This is a genomic window from Azospirillum oryzae (assembly GCF_900177515.1).
GTDB lineage: Bacteria > Pseudomonadota > Alphaproteobacteria > Azospirillales > Azospirillaceae > Azospirillum > Azospirillum oryzae_A.
Genome location: NZ_FXAK01000007.1, coordinates 500,336 through 517,540 on the forward strand (window position 1 = coordinate 500,336; position 17,205 = coordinate 517,540).

Here is a 17,205-nt window from a genome sequence, read left to right on the forward strand (position 1 = left end):
TCCCGACCCTCCCCAATCCTCAAAGGAAACGACAGCTTAGACCAGACCGTTCTACGTGTCAGACCGTTCAGGGTTCCGTGCGGCGGGCGCTGTTGGCCAGCTTGGCGTTCTTTTCCGGATCGACCCACCAGGTGTCCTGGAAGCCCAGGCCGTATTTGGGGGCAACCGCCGGATGGGAGAAACGGTTCCAGTAGGCGACGCGGTACACCGTGTCGTGCCAGTGCGGGATGACGTACCAGTTCCACAGCAGAACGCGGTCCAGCGCCCGGGTGGCGGCGATCAGCGACTCGCGGTCGGGGGCGGCGATCAGCGTCTCCACCAGCTTGTCGACCACCGGGTTCTTGATGCCGATGGCGTTGCGGCTGCCCGGCTGGTCGGCGCGCGAGGATTCCCAGTAGTCGCGCTGTTCGTTGCCGGGCGACAACGACTGCGCGAACCGCTCGATGATCATATCGTAATCGAAATTATCGGTGCGGTTCTGGTACTGCGCGCTGTCGACCACGCGGATTTGCGCCTCGATGCCGGCGCGCTCCAGATTGCGGACGAAGGGTTGGACGATGCGTTCCATGTCGGCCTGGACCAGCAGGATCTCGAAGCGGAAGGGTTGGCCCTGGGCGTTGACCAGCTTGCCGTTCTTCAACTCCCAACCGGCTTCCTTCAGCAGGCCCAGCGCGGTGCGCAGGTTGCCGCGGATGTTGCCGCTGGCGTCGGTCTTCGGCGGCTCGTACGGCTTGGTGAACACCTCGTCCGGGATCTGGCCGCGGAAGGGTTCCAGCAGCTTCAGCTCGGCGGGGGAGGGCAGGCCGGTGGCCGCCAGTTCGGTGTTGGCGAAATAGCTCTTGGTGCGCTGATAGAGGCCGTAGGACAGGTTGGCCCGCGTCCATTCATAGTCGAACAGGTAATTCAGCGCCTCGCGCACCCGGCGGTCCTCGAAGATCGGCCGGCGGATGTTGAACACGAAGGCCTGCATGCCCTGCGGGTCCTGGTGCTTGATCTCTTCCTTGACGATCTGACCGTTCTGCACCGCCGGGACATTGTAGCCGGTGGTCCAGTTCTTCGACGAATTCTCCAGCCGGAAATCATAGGCGCCGGCCTTGAACGCCTCGAACGCCACGTCGAGGTCGCGGTAATAGTCGTAGCGGATGCGGTCGAAATTGTAGCGGCCACGGTTGATCGGCAGATCCTTCGCCCACCAGTCCTTCACCCGCTCATAGGTAATGGAGCGGCCGGGCTGCACGTCCACCACCTTGTAGGGACCGCTGCCGACCAGCGGCTCCAGCGTCGTGGTCGCGAAGTCGCGGTTGGCGAAGGCGTGCTTGGGCAGCACCGGCAGCTGGCCCATGATGACCGGCAGCTCCGGATTGTTGCCATCCCGGAACGAGAATTTGACCGTGCGCTCGCCGGTCTTCTCCGCCTTCGTCACGTCGGCGTAATAGGTGCGGTAGAGCGGATGGCCCTTTTCGCGGAGCGTGTCGAAGCTCCAGATCACGTCGTCGACCGTGACCGGCTTGCCGTCCTGGAATCGGGCCTCCGGCCGCAGGGTGAAGGCGACCCAGCTGCGGTCGGGCGCCACCTCGATGCTTTCGGCCAGCAGGCCGTATTCGGTGATCGCCTCGTCGCCGTTGCTGGTGGTCAGGGTCTGGAACGCCAGCCCGGAGCCGGCGGCGGCCTGTCCGCGCAGGATGAAGGGGTTCAGGTTGTCGAAGCCGCCGAAGGCCATCAGCTTGACCTCGCCACCCTTCGGCGCGTCGGGATTGACGTAGTCGAGATGCTGGAAATCCGGCCCGTATTTCGGCTTGCCGTGCAGCGCCAGGGCGTGGCTGCCCTTCTCCTGCGCCACGGCCGGAGTCGCCAGCAGCAGAATCCCCGTCATCGCCGCCGCCATACCGGTGCCCAGCCACCGCATCCGACCCGTCATACCCGATCCCCTCCCTCGCTTGTTTTCGCGAAAACCGTTCAGATGGATGGAGTTAGCCCGGCAATGGGGCGCCATCAAGGCTGCGCCGCCTTACTGGCCGCATCGACCCACCAAGTCGCCGGGAAATTGGTGCTGCGATAATCCTGGTCGTATTTCGGCCAGACCGCGGGATGGGCCAGCCACGCCTTGTGGGCGATCCAGCTTTCCGGGTTGTACCATTGCGGCACCATGTAGAAGCCCCACAGCAGAACGCGGTCGAGCGCGCGGGTCGCCGCCTGGACGCTGTCCAGATCCTTGGCGGCCAACGCCTTTTCGATCAGCGCGTCGGCAACCGGGTCGTGGATGCCGGAATAATTGGCCGAGCCCTTGGTGCCGGCGGCGGCGGAGCCGAAATAGCCGCGCAGTTCGGTGCCCGGCGGGGTGAAGAAGGCGAGATTGACGATAATGGCGTCGAAATCGAACTCGTCGAGCCGGGCCTGATACTGGGCGGTGTCGACAAGGCGCAAGGACGCGTCGATGCCGACGCGGCGCAGCGTCTCGACATAGGGCTGGATGACGCGGGTCAGCGCCCCGGTGCCGTCGAGGAATTCGATCGCCATCACCTCGCCGGTCTTCACATTGGTCAGCTTGCCGTTGCGGACCTCCCAGCCCGCTGCCTTGAACAGGCGGGTGGCCTCGCGCACCTGGGCGCGGTTGTTGCCGCTGCCGTCGCTGGTGGGCAGGGTGAAGGGCTGGGTCAGCACCCGCTCCGACAGCTGCACCTTATAGGGCTCCAGCAGTGCCAGTTCCGCCGGGCCGGGCGGTCCCTTGGCCCCGAAGTCGGAGTTGGGGAAGTTGCTGAGCGTGCGCTTGTACTGGCCGTAGAGGATGTTCTTCTGGATCCAGTCGAAGTCGAACAGCAGGGTCAGCGCCTCGCGCACCTGCGGGTCGGCGAACTTGGCGCGCCGGGTGTTCAGGCGGAAGCCTTGGGCGCCCAGCGGCAGTTCGCTCTGCACCTCCAGCGTCTTCACCCGGCCATCCTTGACGGCGGGGAAGTCGTAGCCGGTGGTCCAGCGCTGCGCCCGGTATTCGCCGCGGAAGTCGTAGGCGCCGGCCTTGAACGCCTCGAACATCACGTCGTCGTCGCGGTAGAAGTCGTCCTTCACCGTATCGAAATTGTAGAAGCCGCGGGCGGTCGGCAGATCCTTCGCCCACCAGTCGGCGACCCGTTCGTAGGTGATGGAGCGGCCGGGATCGACGATCTTGATCCGGTAGGGGCCGCTGCCCAGCACCGGCTCCAGCGTCGTCTTGGAGATGTCGCGGCCATTGGCGGTCCACCAATGCTTGGGCTGCGGCGAGAAGGTCGTGGCGAAGTCGATGATCGGCTTGATCTCCCCCGTGCCGGTCAGGGTGATCTTGAAGCGGCGGTCGTCCAGCGCCTCCACCTTGGCGATGTGGTCGAGGAAGGACTTGATGAAGGGCGCACCGTGGGCCTGGATGGCGTCCCAGGTGAAGACCACGTCAGCGCTGGTGATCGGCGTGCCGTCATGCCAGTGGGCACCCTGGCGCAGCGTGAAGATCGCCCAGCCGTAATCGTTCGGCACCTCGACGCTTTCCGCCAGATGGGCATAGGCGGCGTCCAGCTCCCAGCCGGACCCGACCATCAGCGTGTCGGAGATCAGCCCCAGCGTGCGCGGACGCACCCCGCGCAGGATCAGCGTGTTCAGGCTGTCGTAGGTGCCCGGCTGCGATTCGGCCAGCCCGATCGACCCGCCCTTGGGCGCGTCGGGATTGACGTGGGGGAAATGGGTGAAGCCGGGCTTGAATTGCGGCTCCCCGAACTGCTTCAGCGCGGTGACGGTCCTGGTCATTGCCTGGGTCGCGGCCTGCGCCTGTGTAAGGGCGGCCGGCGCGGCGAGGGTCAGGATCGTGGCGGCAACGGCGAGAAGGCGGCGCATCGGCGGTCCTGTGTGGAGAGCGGACGTTCTGGTTAGATTGCCACGCCCGCGCGCCCGTCAAGCGCAATTCCGGTTCAGGTTCAGCGGCTTTGCGAGCTTCGCCAGTGGTCGGCCATGCGATCCATCAACTGGCGATAGCGGCGGTCGTCCCGCATCAGCCGGCGCACCGACTTCCCGTTGCGCGGATCGGCCAGCATCCAGGCCTCCGCCGCCGCCTGATGCTCGGGATGGATCGACAGCAGGTAGATGGCCGCCTGTTCCGGGGACGCAATGGCCGTTTCCTTCAGCCCCTCCAGGATGGCGCCGACATAGAGCGGCAGGACCTTGCGGAAATCCTCCGGCCCGCCTCCCTCGTCGGCGGGGGTGTCGGAAGAGGTGTCATCGGCCATCAGCGCGCTGCGTTCGGCCGCCGGCAGGGCGAAGAAGGCGTCCAGCCCCAGCAGCAGGTCGCAGACGGTCTTCTTGCGCACCATCCAGTTCGACCCGCCCGACACCCGCGCGGCCAGGCTTTCCAGAAAGGGCCGCAGCTTTTCAGGGGACGTTTCGAAGACGGAACGGGCGGGCGGCTCGATAGCGGTCATCGTTGGGGCGGTCATCTCGGTGTCCTCAGCCGGCCAGTGCCTTCATGGCCTCCTGGTGGATCAGCGGATCGCCGGCGGCGATCACCCGGCCGCTGGAGTTGGCGTCGAGCGGCTTGCCCTCCCAATCCGTCATCAGCCCGCCGGCCCCGGTCACCACCGGCACCAGCGCTGCGAAGTCGTACAGCTTCAGCCCCGACTCGACGACGAGGTCGTAATAGCCGGACGCCAGCAGGCCGTAGGTGTAGCAGTCGCCGCCATAGGCCGCCGTCTTCACCTTGGCGGCGACGCGGCGATAGGCGTCGTAATCGCTGCCCGGGAACAGGTCGGGCGAGGTGGTGCCGAACATGGCGGCGCCCAGCCCGCCGGGGCAGGGGCGGACGCGCACCGGCTGGCCGTTGTGGGTGGTCGGCCGGCCTTCGACGCCGATCCAGCGGTCGCCGACGATGGGCTGGTCGATGATGCCCAGGACCGGGCGGCCATGATGCAGCAGGGCGATCAGCGTGCCGAAGATCGGCCGGCCGGTGATGAAGGACTTGGTGCCGTCGATGGGGTCGATCACCCACACCCATTCGGCGTCCAGGTTCTTGGTGCCGTGCTCCTCGCCATAGATGCCGTCGTCGGGGCGCTGGCTTTCGATGATGGTGCGGATGACATGCTCCGCCTCGCGGTCGGCGATGGTGACCGGCGAGGCGTCGGCCTTGTCGTCGATGGCGACGGGGGTGCGGAAATAGCGGCGGACGACGCTGCCGCTGGAGTCGGCCAACCGCTGGGCGAGCGCCACCATCGGGGCGGGGCAGGGTTCGGTCATGGTCGCTCCTTGAACTTTTGCCGGTATTGGTTGCCGCATCCTACCGGCCCCCGCCCGCCCCGGAAACCCGAAAGCGCCCTGTCCAGGCTTTGGGCCTCGGGGAGCGGCCGGCGCCGCAGGACAGCTACGCCACCGGCAGGGCTTTTCGCCCGGCACGGCTTGTGGCAGCCTCGACCGGCCATGATGAACCGACCCAACATCTACGCCGCCGCGCCGGTCGACCGCGCCTCCCTCCGCCGCAAGGACGAGGATTGGCTGACGGAGGCCTGGCTCGCCCCCGCATCCCGTGTCCTGCCGGTCTGGCAGACCAAAAGCTTCGTCGCCGGTCCACAGGATGCGCCGCGCGCCGTCCTGCTGCCGGCGGAGGGGCTGGATGCGGTGCCGATCTTCCTCGGGTTGATGGAGGATGGCGCCCCGCTCTTCACCGTCGACCTGTCGATGGTGGAGGAGCCGGACGCGCTGCCGGCCTTGCGGGGCCACGGCCGGTTCGAGGATTTGCGCGCCACCGGGCCGCTGATGCCGGAAGGGGAGGCGGCGCTGTGCGCCTATGCCCGCGGCATGGTGTGGTGGAACGCCCGCCACCGCTTCTGCGGGGTCTGCGGCTCCCCGGCCGCGTCGGCGGAAGGCGGCCATGTGCGGCTCTGCACCAACCCCGACTGCGCCACCCACCATTTTCCACGCACCGACCCGGCCGTCATCATGCTGGTCCATGATGGCGGCGACCGCATCGTGCTGGGCCGCCAGAGCCGTTTCCCGCCGGGCATGCATTCGGTGCTGGCCGGCTTCCTCGAACCGGGCGAAAGCCTGGAGGACACCGTCGCCCGCGAGGTGTTCGAGGAGGTCGGGCTGACGGTGACCGACATCCAATATCGCTCCTCGCAGCCCTGGCCCTTCCCGTCCTCGCTGATGCTGGGCTTCACCGCGCGGGCCACCAGCTTCGACATCGACACCGGCAACGACGAACTGGAAAGCGCCCGCTGGTTCGACCGCGACTTCCTGCGCACCCACACCCCGGACGAAACCTTCCGCCTCGCCCGCCCCGATTCGATCGCCCACCGCCTGATCCGGGAATGGATGGCGGAGGGGTGAGGGAGCGACCACATTTCTTGGCCGTCATCCCCGCGCAGGCGGGGATCAGGTGTTTCCACAGCTAACCTTATGGAATGGCTGGATTCCCGCCTTCGCGGGAATGACGGTCTATCAGAGCGGGCGGAGGCTTAGGCGACCCTGCGCAGACCCCTCAATGCCGCCGCTGCGGCCCCACCGCGCGGGCCGGGGAGCAGCGGCGGTCGAAGGGGTTCGGATGGCGGGTGCAGGTGTCGTTGTAGAGCGTCATCAGCGAGGCCGCTTCGGCCGGACGGCGGCGGTCGGCGCTGCACAGGTTGTCCCACACCATCTGACGGACCGCGGCGTCGCCCCAGGGCTCGTGCAGAAGCGAGGCGCCCTTTTCCAGGGCGGTCATGAAGGGGAGATGTTCGTGGGCGGCGATCTGCGCCACCTCCTCCGCCTCCAGATTCGCCAACCCGAGACAATCGTCCATCGTGAGCATGGCAACCTCCATCCGTGGCGCCATGGCCGTCGGCGGGGTTTCACCCGTCAGCCGCCGTGGTGTCTTGTTGTATTCGTGGGCTTATGAGCCCGGTCCTTGCCGGTCTTTATTGTATAACAACTTTCGCTAATCATGCCCAGCGCCGGTCGAACGCGGCCACGGCTAAGTCGCGTCACTGCGGCGGAATGACGCGCGACTTGCGGCAGCTGCGAAAAGACTTGCGGCGTTGCGGGAGGGAGACGCCGGGAGGGGATCAATCCTCGCCGACGCGCTGGCTTTCCTGATAGCGGAAGGGGTTGGCCGGATAGACGCCGAGGATCTTCACCTCGCGGGCGAAGAAGTCCAACTCCTCCAAAGCGAGGCGCAGCGGGCGCTCGTCCGGATGACCCTCCACGTCGGCGTAGAACTGGGTCTGGGTGAAATGGCCGCCGACCATGTAGCTTTCCAGCTTGGTCATGTTGACGCCGTTGGTGGCGAAGCCGCCCAGCGCCTTGTAGAGCGCGGCCGGCACGCTGCGGACGCGGAAGACGAAGGTTGTGATCGTCTTGCAGGAGCCCAGCGCCGGCAGCTTCGGCTCGCGCGCCAGGATCAGGAAGCGGGTGGTGTTGTGGGCGGCGTCCTCGATCCCGCTCTTCAGGATGTCCAGCCCGTAGATTTCCGCGGCCAGTGACGAGGCGATGGCGGCATGGCGCGGGTCGTTCATCGCCGCGATCTCTTTCGCCGCCCCCGCCGTGTCGGCATGGTTGATCGCCTGCAGCCCCAGCCCGCGGATGGCGGTCTGGCACTGGGACAGCGCCTGGATGTGGCTGCGCACGGTCTGGATGCTGTCCAGCGTGGCGCCCTTCGGCGCCAGCAGCTGGTGGTTCACCCGCTGGAAATGCTCGCCGATGATGTGCAGGCCGCCTTCGGGCAGCAGGTAATGGTTGTCGGCGACACGGCCGGCGATGGAGTTCTCCACCGGAATCATCGCCAGCGAGGCGCGGCCGTCGCGCACCGCCGAGAAGGCGTCCTCGAAGGTGGCGCAGGGCATCGTCGTCATGGTCGGCCGCGCGTTGCGGCATGCCAGATCGGAATAGGCGCCGGGGAAGCCCTGGAAGGCGATGATGTTGGTCGTGGGCATGGACGAGGTTCCCCCGGCGGATCTTATTGAGGCGGGTCGGTCAGGCTGTCAGCCGCCCTTGCGGGCGGACAGCATCAGATTTCAGCCGCCCTTGCGGGCGGACAGGAGGGCGCAGGCGCGCTCCAGGTCGGCGGGAGTATCGACACCCAGCGGAACCGCGTCAACGACCGCCGCGTCGATGCGCATGCCGTTGGACAGGGCGCGCAGCTGCTCCAGCCGCTCGCGCTGCTCCAGCACCGAGGGCGGAAGCGAGACGAAGCGTTCCAGCGCCGCCCGGCGGTAGGCGTAGAGGCCGATGTGGTGATGGAGCGGCCCGTCGCCGGTCGGCGCGGTGGCGCGGGTGAAATAGAGAGCACGGCCCTGGCGGGCGCCGGGGGGCAGCTCCAGCACCGCCTTGACCACGTTGGGGTCGGTTCGCTCCTCCTCCCGCGTGATCTCGACCACCAGCGTGGCGATGTCGACTTCCGGGTCGGCCAGCGGGGCGAAGGCGGCGCGCACGCTCTCCGGCTCGATGGTCGGCAGGTCGCCCTGCACGTTGACCACCGCGTCGTGCCGTCCCTCCGGGTCGATCAGCTGCAGCGCCTCGAAGATGCGGTCGGAGCCCGAGGGATGGTCGGGGCGCGTCAGCACCGCGGTGCCGCCGGCGGCCTCGACGGCGCGGGCGATCTCCGGCTCGGCGCAGGCGACCACCACCGGGCCGATGGCGGCCTCCATGGCGCGGCGCAGCACATGGACGATCATCGGCGTGCCCAGGATGTCGGCCAGCGGCTTGCCGGGCAGCCGGGTGGAGGCCATGCGCGCCGGGATCACCACGATCGGGTTGGCGGGACGGCCGCCGGGGAGGTCGGCGGACTGGCTGGCGGGGGCTGCGGTCGGCATGGCGCGGGAACTCCGGGTCGGGAGGGGCCGATGGATCACGGATCCGTGACGGAACTGGCGCGGGTGAACCACGGCTGCCGGGACGGCGTCAAGGGGCGGCAAGGCCGTTTTGCAGTGCAGCGTAATGCGCAAGCAAATTAAGAGGTTGGTGACTGCGACAAATTTGTATGCGACCTTTTTTCGCGGTCCGCCGGGCTATGACAAGCTTCGGACCGCGGGCTATGGTAGCCGCGGCGCGTTCGGCCGCGGGCGGGAGAAACGCCGAGTGTACTGAAATAGGGAAAAAAGGGGCTCTCAATGAGCATGGAGTGGAACAAGATTTTCGGCGCCGTGCTGCTGGCCGGGCTGATCGCGATGCTGGCCGGATTCGCGTCCAAGGTGCTGGTTCATTCGAAGCCGCTCGAACAGAGCGTCTATGTCATCGCGACGCCCGAGGGGGCCAGCGCGCCCGCCGACAAGGGTGCCGCTCCCACCGGTCCGGCGCCGATTGCGCCGCTGCTCGCCGCCGCCAGCCCGGAAGCCGGCCAGAAGGTCGCCAAGGCCTGCGCCGCCTGCCACAGCTTCGACAAGGGCGGTGCGGCCAAGGTCGGCCCGAACCTGTATGGCATCGTCGGCGGTCCGAAGGGCCACATGCAGGGCTTCAGCTATTCCGATGCCCTGGTCAAGACCGGCGGCACCTGGACCTATGACGATCTGAACAAGTTCCTCTACAACCCGAAGGAATACGCTCCGGGCACCAAGATGACCTTCGCCGGACTGAAGAAGGACGACGACCGCGCCGCCGTGATCGCCTACCTGCGCTCGCTGGCCGACAGCCCGCAGCCGCTGCCGCAATAAGGCTGCCGCAGTAAGGCTAAAGACACCGGGCGCCGCCGCGGCCGGAAGAAATAGGCCCCGCTCTCGCAGGAGGGCGGGGCCTTTTTTGTGTGCCGGAGTCGGGCCTACCGGCGCAGGCCGCAGGCGATCTCCAGATAGTCGGGCTCATTCTCCGGGGTCAGCCAGCCGTGGCGGACCAGGAAATCGATCACCACAAGGTTGACGTTGAACTTCCAGTCGCCGGTGCCGCGCACCGAGTCGGCCACCTTGTCCAGCGGCCAGAGCTCGAAGCACTCCACCTCGCCGTCGGTGTTGACCGGGGTGACGCCGGGCGGAAGCTCCAGGTCATAGACGAACAGGCGGTCGCGCTTCAGCCCGGCCGGCGTCTCCATGGTGTAGCTGATGGCGCCGACCGGCACGGCGCGGCGCGCGGTCTCGGCGTCGAGCCCGGCCTCCTCCGCCGCCTCCTTCTCCAGATTTTCGGCCAGCGACAGACCGATGGGCTGGCCGCCGGCGATCAGGTTGTCGAACTGGCCCGGCGCCACCTCCCGGTCGCGGGCGCGGCGGCCGACCCACAGCAGAAGGCCGCCAGCCTCATTACCGCCCGCCTCATCGCGGACGAAGCCGTTGACGTGTAGGCCATAGGCTTCGATGCCGAAGGCGCCGACCGCGGCACGGTCCAGCCGGGCCAACGGCTCCGCCCCCCAGCGCGGCAGGATGGGGTAATATTCCCCGCGCAGCGCGGTGACCGTGCCCTGCTCCACCAGATAGGCGGCGGCATGGTCGAGCAGGGTGGACCGCGCCTCGAAGTCCCGGATCTCGGGTGCGATGGTCAGCCGCTCGGCGGTGGCGACGAAGCCTGGATCGACGCCGGGCAGCGCCTCGGCCAGGGCATGGCGTACCCAGCCCACGGTGTGGCCGTCCAGCTCGAAGGGGCGGAAGCCGGACAGGTCGTGCGCGTTGCACGCGCGGATGTGATCGAGGAAGCTCATGCATCCCATCTAAACGGGGCCGGAGGACCGGCGCAACCGCTCATCCAGGGCAGTCCGCCCCTCTTATTTTTGGACATCTTGCGCGGCACTGGTTGCCATCGTACACAGGTTCAGTCACGAAATGACCCTCGGCGCCAGTCCGCCGCGGGTGGCTCAAGCGAAAGGGCGGGCGTGGTGGCTGACCGGTCGGCTGAGGATGCTGCGGAAGATGCCGGGGCAGGCGGGACGGAGATGCCGTTCGGCGCCCTGTCGGTCCTGGTGATCGAGGACGAGTCCTTCACCCGCATGGTGTTGGCGAAGATGCTGGGCACGCTGGGCGTCAAGGCGGTGCATCAGGCCGCCGACGGCGAGTCGGGCCTCGCCGCCGTCGCCGCCCATTCTCCCGATCTGGTGCTGTGCGACGTGGAAATGCAGCCGATGGACGGCTTCGGCTTCGTCCGTGCGCTCCGCGTCGGCGGCGAGCCGCACCGGCATGCCCTGCCGGTGGTGTTGATGAGCGGGCGCGTCGACGGCGACCGCGAGGCCCAGGCGCGTGACTGCGGCGCCGACGCGGTGCTGGCCAAGCCGGTCACCCCCGCCGGCCTGCGCGACGTCCTGGCCATGGGGCTGGGGACCAGGCTTCCGGCCTGAAGCGGGTCTTGCCCGAAAGTCGCGTCTGCCGCCTGTGATTGTCGCGCCCGACGATGGCGGCCGGCCGGGCAGGGGCCCCTCCTTAAAATTTCCCGCCCCGTGGCAAGCTTGCCAAGCCATTGAAACAATTCGGTAATCCAGCGGTAATCCCCCGCCGCGCCGCGTCATTGCCGCATCCTCACCCAATTTCCGCCTTGTTGATGAGGACGATTGGGACGCAACATGATCTCAAAGAGGGATTGGGCGAGGTATTGGGGCGAGGTGTTACGGAACACCGGCCATACGATACGGCCAGCCGCAATGTCGCTTGCGAGATTTTGTTAAGGTTTGGAGTCCAGCATCGACGGTAAATCCCTGCGCCGTGCTTGGTCGAGGCGGCGCGCTTGCTTGAGGAGGCCGATGGCGTGATCAAGAGGGCCCGATCGAACCGCAATGGATCGACCAGCACTGGGCAACTCTCCCCGACCGGACGGGCAACGACGACTGCCGCCGGATACACGCCGTCTCTCTGCAAAACCGTCACATCCCATTCGCCGAACCTTCCGCCTCACGCGCGGCAATCACGCGCGTTGGTTGAGCAGGTGCGCTCGCCGCATCGACTCTGGCCGTGGGACCTAGGTCCTATGGCTGAGGCCGGCTTCATGGCGGGCTTTCCGGCTATGGAGCCTGAGTGCCTGGAAAGCTCCAGGTGGAGCATTACATTCAAAAATGACTCGTTCGGGGGTTGCCGCGTCGCAGGACGGACGGCTCCCGGCCTTCACAGGACCGTTCCTTTCACCAGACCGCTGGCTTCTACCGCTGAGCGGGGAGGCTGCGGACCCCTTGAGGTCCGCGTCTTCCCTGGAGTGCCCCATGGATCGCGGCATGCGCCGCGGCCTGCCGCCGCAGCCACCGGCGGCGCCCCGGCGCATCGGACCAGATAAGACGGAGCGACGAATGTTCCCGGCCGACGAACTGTTCACGCGCTACACGCAGAATTACGAGACCCGCCGCGAGACCGAGATGTCCTTGATGGACTATCTCCAGCTGTGCCGCGACGACCCCATGTCCTACGCCTCGGCCTCCGAACGCATCCTGGCCGCCATCGGCGAACCGGAGGTGGTCGACACGGCCCGCGACCCGCGGCTGGGCCGCATCTTCATGAACCGGACCATCAAGGTCTATCCCGCCTTCTCCGAGTTCTACGGCATGGAGGAGACGATCGAGCGGATCGTCGGCTTCTTCCGGCACGCCGCGCAGGGCCTGGAGGAGCGCAAGCAGATCCTCTACCTGCTGGGCCCGGTCGGCGGCGGCAAGTCGTCGCTGGCGGAGCGGCTGAAGTCGCTGGTGGAGAAATGCCCGATCTACGTCCTGAAGGCCGGCAAGGAGATCAGCCCGATCTTCGAAAGCCCGCTCGGCCTGTTCAACCCGGACGAGATCGGCGACGAGCTTGAGGAACGCTTCGGCATTCCCAAGCGCCGCCTGACCGGGCTGATGAGCCCTTGGGCGGTCAAGCGCCTCGACGAATTCGGCGGCGACATCAACCGCTTCAAGGTGGTGAAACTCCACCCCAGCAAGCTGCGCCAGATCGGCGTGACCAAGACCGAGCCGGGCGACGAGAACAACCAGGACATCTCGTCGCTGGTCGGCAAGGTCGACATCCGCAAGCTGGAGATCTACAGCCAGAACGATCCCGACGCCTACAGCTTCTCCGGCGGCCTGAACCGGGCGACCCAGGGCATGCTGGAATTCGTCGAGATGTTCAAGGCGCCGATCAAGATGCTGCATCCCCTGCTGACCGCGACGCAGGAGGGCAACTATGTCGGGTCGGAGAATATCGGCGCCATCCCGTTCCAGGGCGTGATCCTGGCCCACTCCAACGAGGCGGAGTGGCAGACCTTCAAGAACAACAAGAACAACGAAGCCTTCATCGACCGCATCTGCGTCATCAAGGTCCCCTACTGCCTGCGGGTGGCGGAGGAGCAGAAGATCTACGAGAAGCTGGTCCGCAGTTCCGATCTGGCGACCGCGCCCTGCGCCCCGGCGACGCTGGAGATGCTGGCCCGCTTCTCGGTTCTGTCGCGTCTGCGCGAGCATCCGAACAGCAGCTTCTACAGCAAGATGCGGGTCTATGACGGCGAGAGCGTCAAGGAGACCGATCCCAAGGCCAAGTCGATGCAGGAGTACAAGGACCAGGCCGGCGTCGACGAGGGCATGGGCGGCATCTCGACCCGCTTCGCCTTCAAGGTCCTGGCCTCCACCTTCAACTACGACTCGACGGAGATCTCGGCCGATCCTGTGCATCTGATGTATGTGCTGGAACAGGCGATCAAGCGCGAACAGTTCCCGGAGGAGACGGAGAAGAAGTACGTCGAGTTCATCAAGGCCGAACTCGCCCCGCGCTATGCCGAGTTCATCGGCAACGAGATCCAGAAGGCTTATCTGGAATCCTACTCCGACTACGGCCAGAACCTGTTCGACCGCTATGTCGACTATGCCGACGCCTGGATCGAAGATCAGGACTTCAAGGATCCCGACACCGGCCAGCTGATGAACCGCGAACTGCTGAACCAGGAACTGACCAAGATCGAGAAGCCGGCGGGCATCGCCAACCCGAAGGACTTCCGCAACGAGGTGGTGAAGTTCGCCCTGCGCGCCCGGGCTGCCAATGCCGGACGCAACCCGTCCTGGACCTCCTACGAGAAGATCCGCGAGGTGATCGAGAAGCGGATGTTCAGCCAGGTCGAGGATCTGCTGCCGGTCATCAGCTTCGGTTCGAAGAAGGACGGCGAGACCGAGAAGAAGCACACCGAGTTCGTCTCGCGCATGATGTCGCGCGGCTATACCGAGCGGCAGGTCCGCCGGCTGGTCGAATGGTACATGCGGGTGAAGCAGGCGGGCTGACGACCCGGCAGGTTGGGGGCGCTTAATTGCCGCGGGGCGGGGTGTTGCAACGCCCCGCGGCAACCCCACTGTCATAGAATGCTGTCAGAGTTCGAAGGCCGCGTGACGAAACGGGTGGGAGGGCCAGCCCCTTGATGAACATCATCGACCGTCGCCTGAACCCGCAGGGCAAGAGCCTGGCCAACCGCCAGCGCTTCCTGCGCCGTGCCAAGGAACAGGTGGTCAAGGCGGTCCGCGACGCCTCCGGCAAACGGGGCATCCAGGATATCGAGAACGGCGAGAAGGTGACGATCGCCGCCGGCGGGGTGCGCGAACCGTCCTTCCACCGCGCCTCGCAGGGCGGGGTGCGCGACTATGTCGTGCCCGGCAACAAGGAATATGTGGAAGGCGACACCATCCAGCGCCCGGACGGCGGCGGTGGCGGCCGCGGCAGCGAAGGCAGCCCGGACGGGGAGGGCGAGGACGAGTTCCGCTTCGTCCTGTCGCGCGACGAGTTCCTCGACATCTTCCTGGAGGATCTGGAGCTTCCCGATCTGGTGAAGCAGAAGGTCAAGCAGTCCGAATCGCACACGCTGACGCGGGCGGGCTATTCGGTGTCGGGATCGCCCGCCAACCTGAACCTCGTCCGCACCATGCGGAACAGCCTGTCGCGCCGCATCGCGCTGAAGCGCCCGAAGCGCGACGAGATCCGCGAGCTGGAGGAGATGCTGCGCGAGGCGGAGGAGGCCGGCGAGGATGCCGAGCAGATCCAGGCACTGCGCGAACAGCTGGAACACATCGTCCTGCGCTCCAAGCGCATTCCCTTCATCGACCCGATCGACGTCCGGTTCAACCGGTTCGAGACGGTGCCGAAGCCGATCGCCCAGGCGGTGATGTTCTGCCTGATGGACGTGTCGGGGTCGATGACCGAGCATATGAAGGATCTGGCCAAGCGCTTCTTCATGCTGCTGTACCTGTTCCTCAAGCGGCGGTACCGGTCGGTCGACATCGTCTTCATCCGCCACACCCACGAGGCCAAGGAGGTGGACGAGGAAACCTTCTTCTACTCCACCGAGACCGGCGGCACCGTGGTGTCGACGGCGCTGGAGGAGATGCAGAAGGTGGTGCAGGAGCGCTACCCGCACAATGAATGGAACATCTACGCCGCCCAGGCGTCGGACGGCGACAACATGTCGTCGGACAACGCCAAGTCGGCGACCCTGCTGCGCGACGTCATCCTGCCGATGTGCCAGTATTTCGCCTACATCGAGGTGGCGGCGGAACACAACATGGGCCTGTCGGCGCTGGGCCGCGAGACCGAGCTGTGGCGCACCTACAAGCAGGTGCAGAGCCCGGAACGCCCGCTGGCGATGCGCCGTGTCCGCTCCCGCCGGGAGATCTTCCCGGTCTTCCGCGAGCTGTTCGCCCGCGAGAAGGCGGGGGCGTAAGGGACGCCTGAGGGGATAGAGGAAAATCACCGCCCCCTCCCGTACTGGGGGGCCGGGGCGGAAGGGGAGATCGAGAATGACGGCTGTGATCACCAGACCCGACGCGCTGCTGTATGACGGCGTCGAGTGGGATTACGACAAGATCAAGCGCGTCTACGACGCCGTCGAGCACATCGCGCTGAAGGAGATGGGCCTCGACGTCTATCCCAACCAGATCGAGGTCATCACCGCCGAGCAGATGCTCGACGCCTATTCGTCCATCGGCATGCCGCTGATGTACAAGCATTGGTCCTTCGGCAAGCATTTCGCCCGCGACGAGATGATGTACCGCAAAGGCTATCGCGGCCTCGCCTACGAGATCGTCATCAACTCCAGCCCCTGCATCAGCTACATCATGGAAGAGAACACCATGACGATGCAGACGCTGGTGATCGCGCATGCCGCCTTCGGCCACAATCATTTCTTCAAGAACAACCAGCTGTTCCAGCAATGGACCGATGCCGAGGGCATCCTGGACTATCTGGAATTCGCCAAGACCTACATCACCCATTGCGAGGAACGCTACGGCCATGCCGCGGTGGAGCGGGTGCTGGACGCCGCCCATGCGCTGATGAGCCAGGGCGTGCACAAATATCCGAAGAAGCGCTCGGATCTCCGGACCGAGCAGCGGCGCGAGCGCGAGCGGCAGGAATATCAGGACCAGACCTTCAACGACCTGTGGCGCACCGTGCCCAAGACTGCCGCCGGCCCGCGACCCAGCAAGTCCGTGTCGGAGCGCAAGAAGCTGCTGGGATTGCCGGAAGAGAACATCCTCTATTTCCTGGAGAAGAAGGCGCCGCGGCTGGAGCATTGGCAGCGCGAGATCCTGCGCATCGTCCGCCACATCTCGCAGTATTTCTATCCGCAGAAACAGACCAAGGTGATGAACGAGGGCTGCGCCACCTACGTCCATTACCAGATCATGAGCCGCCTGCACGAGACCGGCCAGATCAGCGAAGGCGCCTTCCTGGAGTTCCTGCACTCCCACACGTCGGTGGTGTTCCAGCCGGAGTTCGACGACAAGCGCTTCTCCGGCCTGAACCCCTACGCGATCGGCTTCGCGATGATGCAGGACATCGCCCGCATCGCCGAGAATCCGACCGACGAGGACCGCCAGTGGTTCCCCGACCTCGCCGGGCGCGGCGACGGCATGGCGGCGGTGCGCGAGGCCTGGGCCAATTTCCGCGACGAGAGCTTCGTGCTGCAATATCTCAGCCCGCATTTGATGCGGAAGCTGAAGCTGTTCAGCGTGCGCGACGACGCGGAGGACCCCTATCTGCTGGTCGATCACATCCACAACGAGCGCGGCTATCGCGACATCCGCAAGAAGCTGGCCCGCCAATACGACCTGGGTTACCTGGAGCCGGACATCCAGATCGTCGACGTCGACCTTGCCGGCGACCGCAAGCTGATCCTGCAGCACCGCGTCACCAACGGCGTGCTGCTGGACGAGAGCGACGCCAAGGCGGTGCTGCGCCACATCGCCAACCTGTGGGGCTACGAGGTCCAGCTGATCGAGGTGTCGGCGATCTCCGAAGCGATCCTGAAGGAACATGCCGTGACGGCGCCCAGCGGGATCGGCGTGATGTGACGTAAAGGACCGGCTCCGCTACACTGCCGCCCATG

General features: G+C 66.3%; 14 protein-coding genes. 6 read left to right on the forward strand and 8 right to left on the reverse strand.

Going from position 1 to position 17,205, the window contains the following annotated elements; translation table 11 throughout:
- Positions 1–67: 67 nt before the first annotated feature.
- The 4 genes from B9N97_RS14830 to hisN form a co-directional block, all read right to left on the reverse strand.
- Entirely contained in the window at positions 68–1,918 is a 1,851-nt protein-coding gene (locus B9N97_RS14830; protein WP_085087819.1) for an extracellular solute-binding protein, read from the reverse strand.
- 74 nt (positions 1,919–1,992) lie between these two features.
- Positions 1,993–3,855 (reverse strand): extracellular solute-binding protein, encoded by a 1,863-nt coding sequence (locus B9N97_RS14835; RefSeq protein WP_085087822.1) that lies wholly within the window; start codon positions 3,853–3,855, stop codon positions 1,993–1,995.
- An 80-nt stretch (positions 3,856–3,935) separates the two neighbouring features.
- The gene (locus B9N97_RS14840) at positions 3,936–4,451 is read right to left on the reverse strand and encodes a hypothetical protein (RefSeq protein WP_244560723.1); all 516 of its coding nucleotides are present in this window, start codon (positions 4,449–4,451) and stop codon (positions 3,936–3,938) included.
- Positions 4,452–4,461: 10 nt separating this feature from the next.
- Complete coding sequence (gene hisN / locus B9N97_RS14845; protein ID WP_085087827.1) at positions 4,462–5,244, reverse strand: histidinol-phosphatase; 783 nt, start codon at positions 5,242–5,244, stop codon at positions 4,462–4,464.
- Between the two features lie 180 nt (positions 5,245–5,424).
- Between hisN and nudC the strand changes: the two genes are divergently transcribed.
- Positions 5,425–6,333, forward strand: coding sequence for an NAD(+) diphosphatase (gene nudC, locus B9N97_RS14850; RefSeq protein ID WP_085087830.1), 909 nt, complete (start codon positions 5,425–5,427; stop codon positions 6,331–6,333).
- Between the two features lie 151 nt (positions 6,334–6,484).
- Here nudC and B9N97_RS14855 read toward each other — a convergent pair whose 3' ends face one another.
- From B9N97_RS14855 to B9N97_RS14865, 3 genes are all read right to left on the reverse strand, one after another.
- On the reverse strand, positions 6,485–6,793 hold the full coding sequence (locus B9N97_RS14855; protein WP_085090585.1) for a hypothetical protein: 309 nt from the start codon (positions 6,791–6,793) through the stop codon (positions 6,485–6,487).
- 253 nt (positions 6,794–7,046) lie between these two features.
- Entirely contained in the window at positions 7,047–7,913 is an 867-nt protein-coding gene (locus B9N97_RS14860) for a prephenate dehydratase (RefSeq protein ID WP_085087833.1), read from the reverse strand.
- A gap of 81 nt (positions 7,914–7,994) precedes the next feature.
- Positions 7,995–8,792 (reverse strand): 3-deoxy-manno-octulosonate cytidylyltransferase, encoded by a 798-nt coding sequence (locus B9N97_RS14865; RefSeq protein WP_085087836.1) that lies wholly within the window; start codon positions 8,790–8,792, stop codon positions 7,995–7,997.
- Between the two features lie 297 nt (positions 8,793–9,089).
- Here B9N97_RS14865 and B9N97_RS14870 point away from each other — a divergent pair, with 297 nt between their 5' ends.
- A complete protein-coding gene (locus tag B9N97_RS14870) occupies positions 9,090–9,629 on the forward strand; it encodes a c-type cytochrome (protein WP_085087839.1) in 540 nt (179 codons plus the stop codon).
- Between the two features lie 104 nt (positions 9,630–9,733).
- Here B9N97_RS14870 and B9N97_RS14875 read toward each other — a convergent pair whose 3' ends face one another.
- Positions 9,734–10,600 (reverse strand): NUDIX hydrolase, encoded by an 867-nt coding sequence (locus B9N97_RS14875; RefSeq protein ID WP_085090586.1) that lies wholly within the window; start codon positions 10,598–10,600, stop codon positions 9,734–9,736.
- Between the two features lie 231 nt (positions 10,601–10,831).
- Between B9N97_RS14875 and B9N97_RS14880 the strand changes: the two genes are divergently transcribed.
- The 4 genes from B9N97_RS14880 to B9N97_RS14895 all read left to right on the forward strand — a co-directional run bounded on the left by B9N97_RS14880 (position 10,832) and on the right by B9N97_RS14895 (position 17,170).
- Entirely contained in the window at positions 10,832–11,230 is a 399-nt protein-coding gene (locus B9N97_RS14880; RefSeq protein ID WP_167393312.1) for a response regulator, read from the forward strand.
- A 936-nt stretch (positions 11,231–12,166) separates the two neighbouring features.
- A complete protein-coding gene (locus B9N97_RS14885) occupies positions 12,167–14,113 on the forward strand; it encodes a PrkA family serine protein kinase (protein ID WP_085087846.1) in 1,947 nt (648 codons plus the stop codon).
- Between the two features lie 134 nt (positions 14,114–14,247).
- Positions 14,248–15,540 (forward strand): YeaH/YhbH family protein, encoded by a 1,293-nt coding sequence (locus B9N97_RS14890; protein ID WP_085087849.1) that lies wholly within the window; start codon positions 14,248–14,250, stop codon positions 15,538–15,540.
- Between the two features lie 76 nt (positions 15,541–15,616).
- Entirely contained in the window at positions 15,617–17,170 is a 1,554-nt protein-coding gene (locus B9N97_RS14895) for a SpoVR family protein (RefSeq protein WP_085087852.1), read from the forward strand.
- Positions 17,171–17,205 lie beyond the last annotated feature (35 nt).

Coding starts and splice junctions, on each gene's coding strand:
- hisN (WP_085087827.1), bottom strand. CDS start 5,244: ATGACCGAACCCTGCCCCGCCCCGATGGTGGCGCTCGCCCAGCGGTTG.
- B9N97_RS14855 (WP_085090585.1), bottom strand. CDS start 6,793: ATGCTCACGATGGACGATTGTCTCGGGTTGGCGAATCTGGAGGCGGAG.
- B9N97_RS14885 (WP_085087846.1), top strand. CDS start 12,167: ATGTTCCCGGCCGACGAACTGTTCACGCGCTACACGCAGAATTACGAG.
- B9N97_RS14870 (WP_085087839.1), top strand. CDS start 9,090: ATGAGCATGGAGTGGAACAAGATTTTCGGCGCCGTGCTGCTGGCCGGG.
- B9N97_RS14875 (WP_085090586.1), bottom strand. CDS start 10,600: ATGAGCTTCCTCGATCACATCCGCGCGTGCAACGCGCACGACCTGTCC.
- B9N97_RS14890 (WP_085087849.1), top strand. CDS start 14,248: ATGAACATCATCGACCGTCGCCTGAACCCGCAGGGCAAGAGCCTGGCC.
- B9N97_RS14880 (WP_167393312.1), top strand. CDS start 10,832: ATGCCGTTCGGCGCCCTGTCGGTCCTGGTGATCGAGGACGAGTCCTTC.
- B9N97_RS14895 (WP_085087852.1), top strand. CDS start 15,617: ATGACGGCTGTGATCACCAGACCCGACGCGCTGCTGTATGACGGCGTC.
- B9N97_RS14860 (WP_085087833.1), bottom strand. CDS start 7,913: ATGCCCACGACCAACATCATCGCCTTCCAGGGCTTCCCCGGCGCCTAT.
- nudC (WP_085087830.1), top strand. CDS start 5,425: ATGATGAACCGACCCAACATCTACGCCGCCGCGCCGGTCGACCGCGCC.
- B9N97_RS14865 (WP_085087836.1), bottom strand. CDS start 8,792: ATGCCGACCGCAGCCCCCGCCAGCCAGTCCGCCGACCTCCCCGGCGGC.
- B9N97_RS14830 (WP_085087819.1), bottom strand. CDS start 1,918: ATGACGGGTCGGATGCGGTGGCTGGGCACCGGTATGGCGGCGGCGATG.
- B9N97_RS14840 (WP_244560723.1), bottom strand. CDS start 4,451: ATGACCGCCCCAACGATGACCGCTATCGAGCCGCCCGCCCGTTCCGTC.
- B9N97_RS14835 (WP_085087822.1), bottom strand. CDS start 3,855: ATGCGCCGCCTTCTCGCCGTTGCCGCCACGATCCTGACCCTCGCCGCG.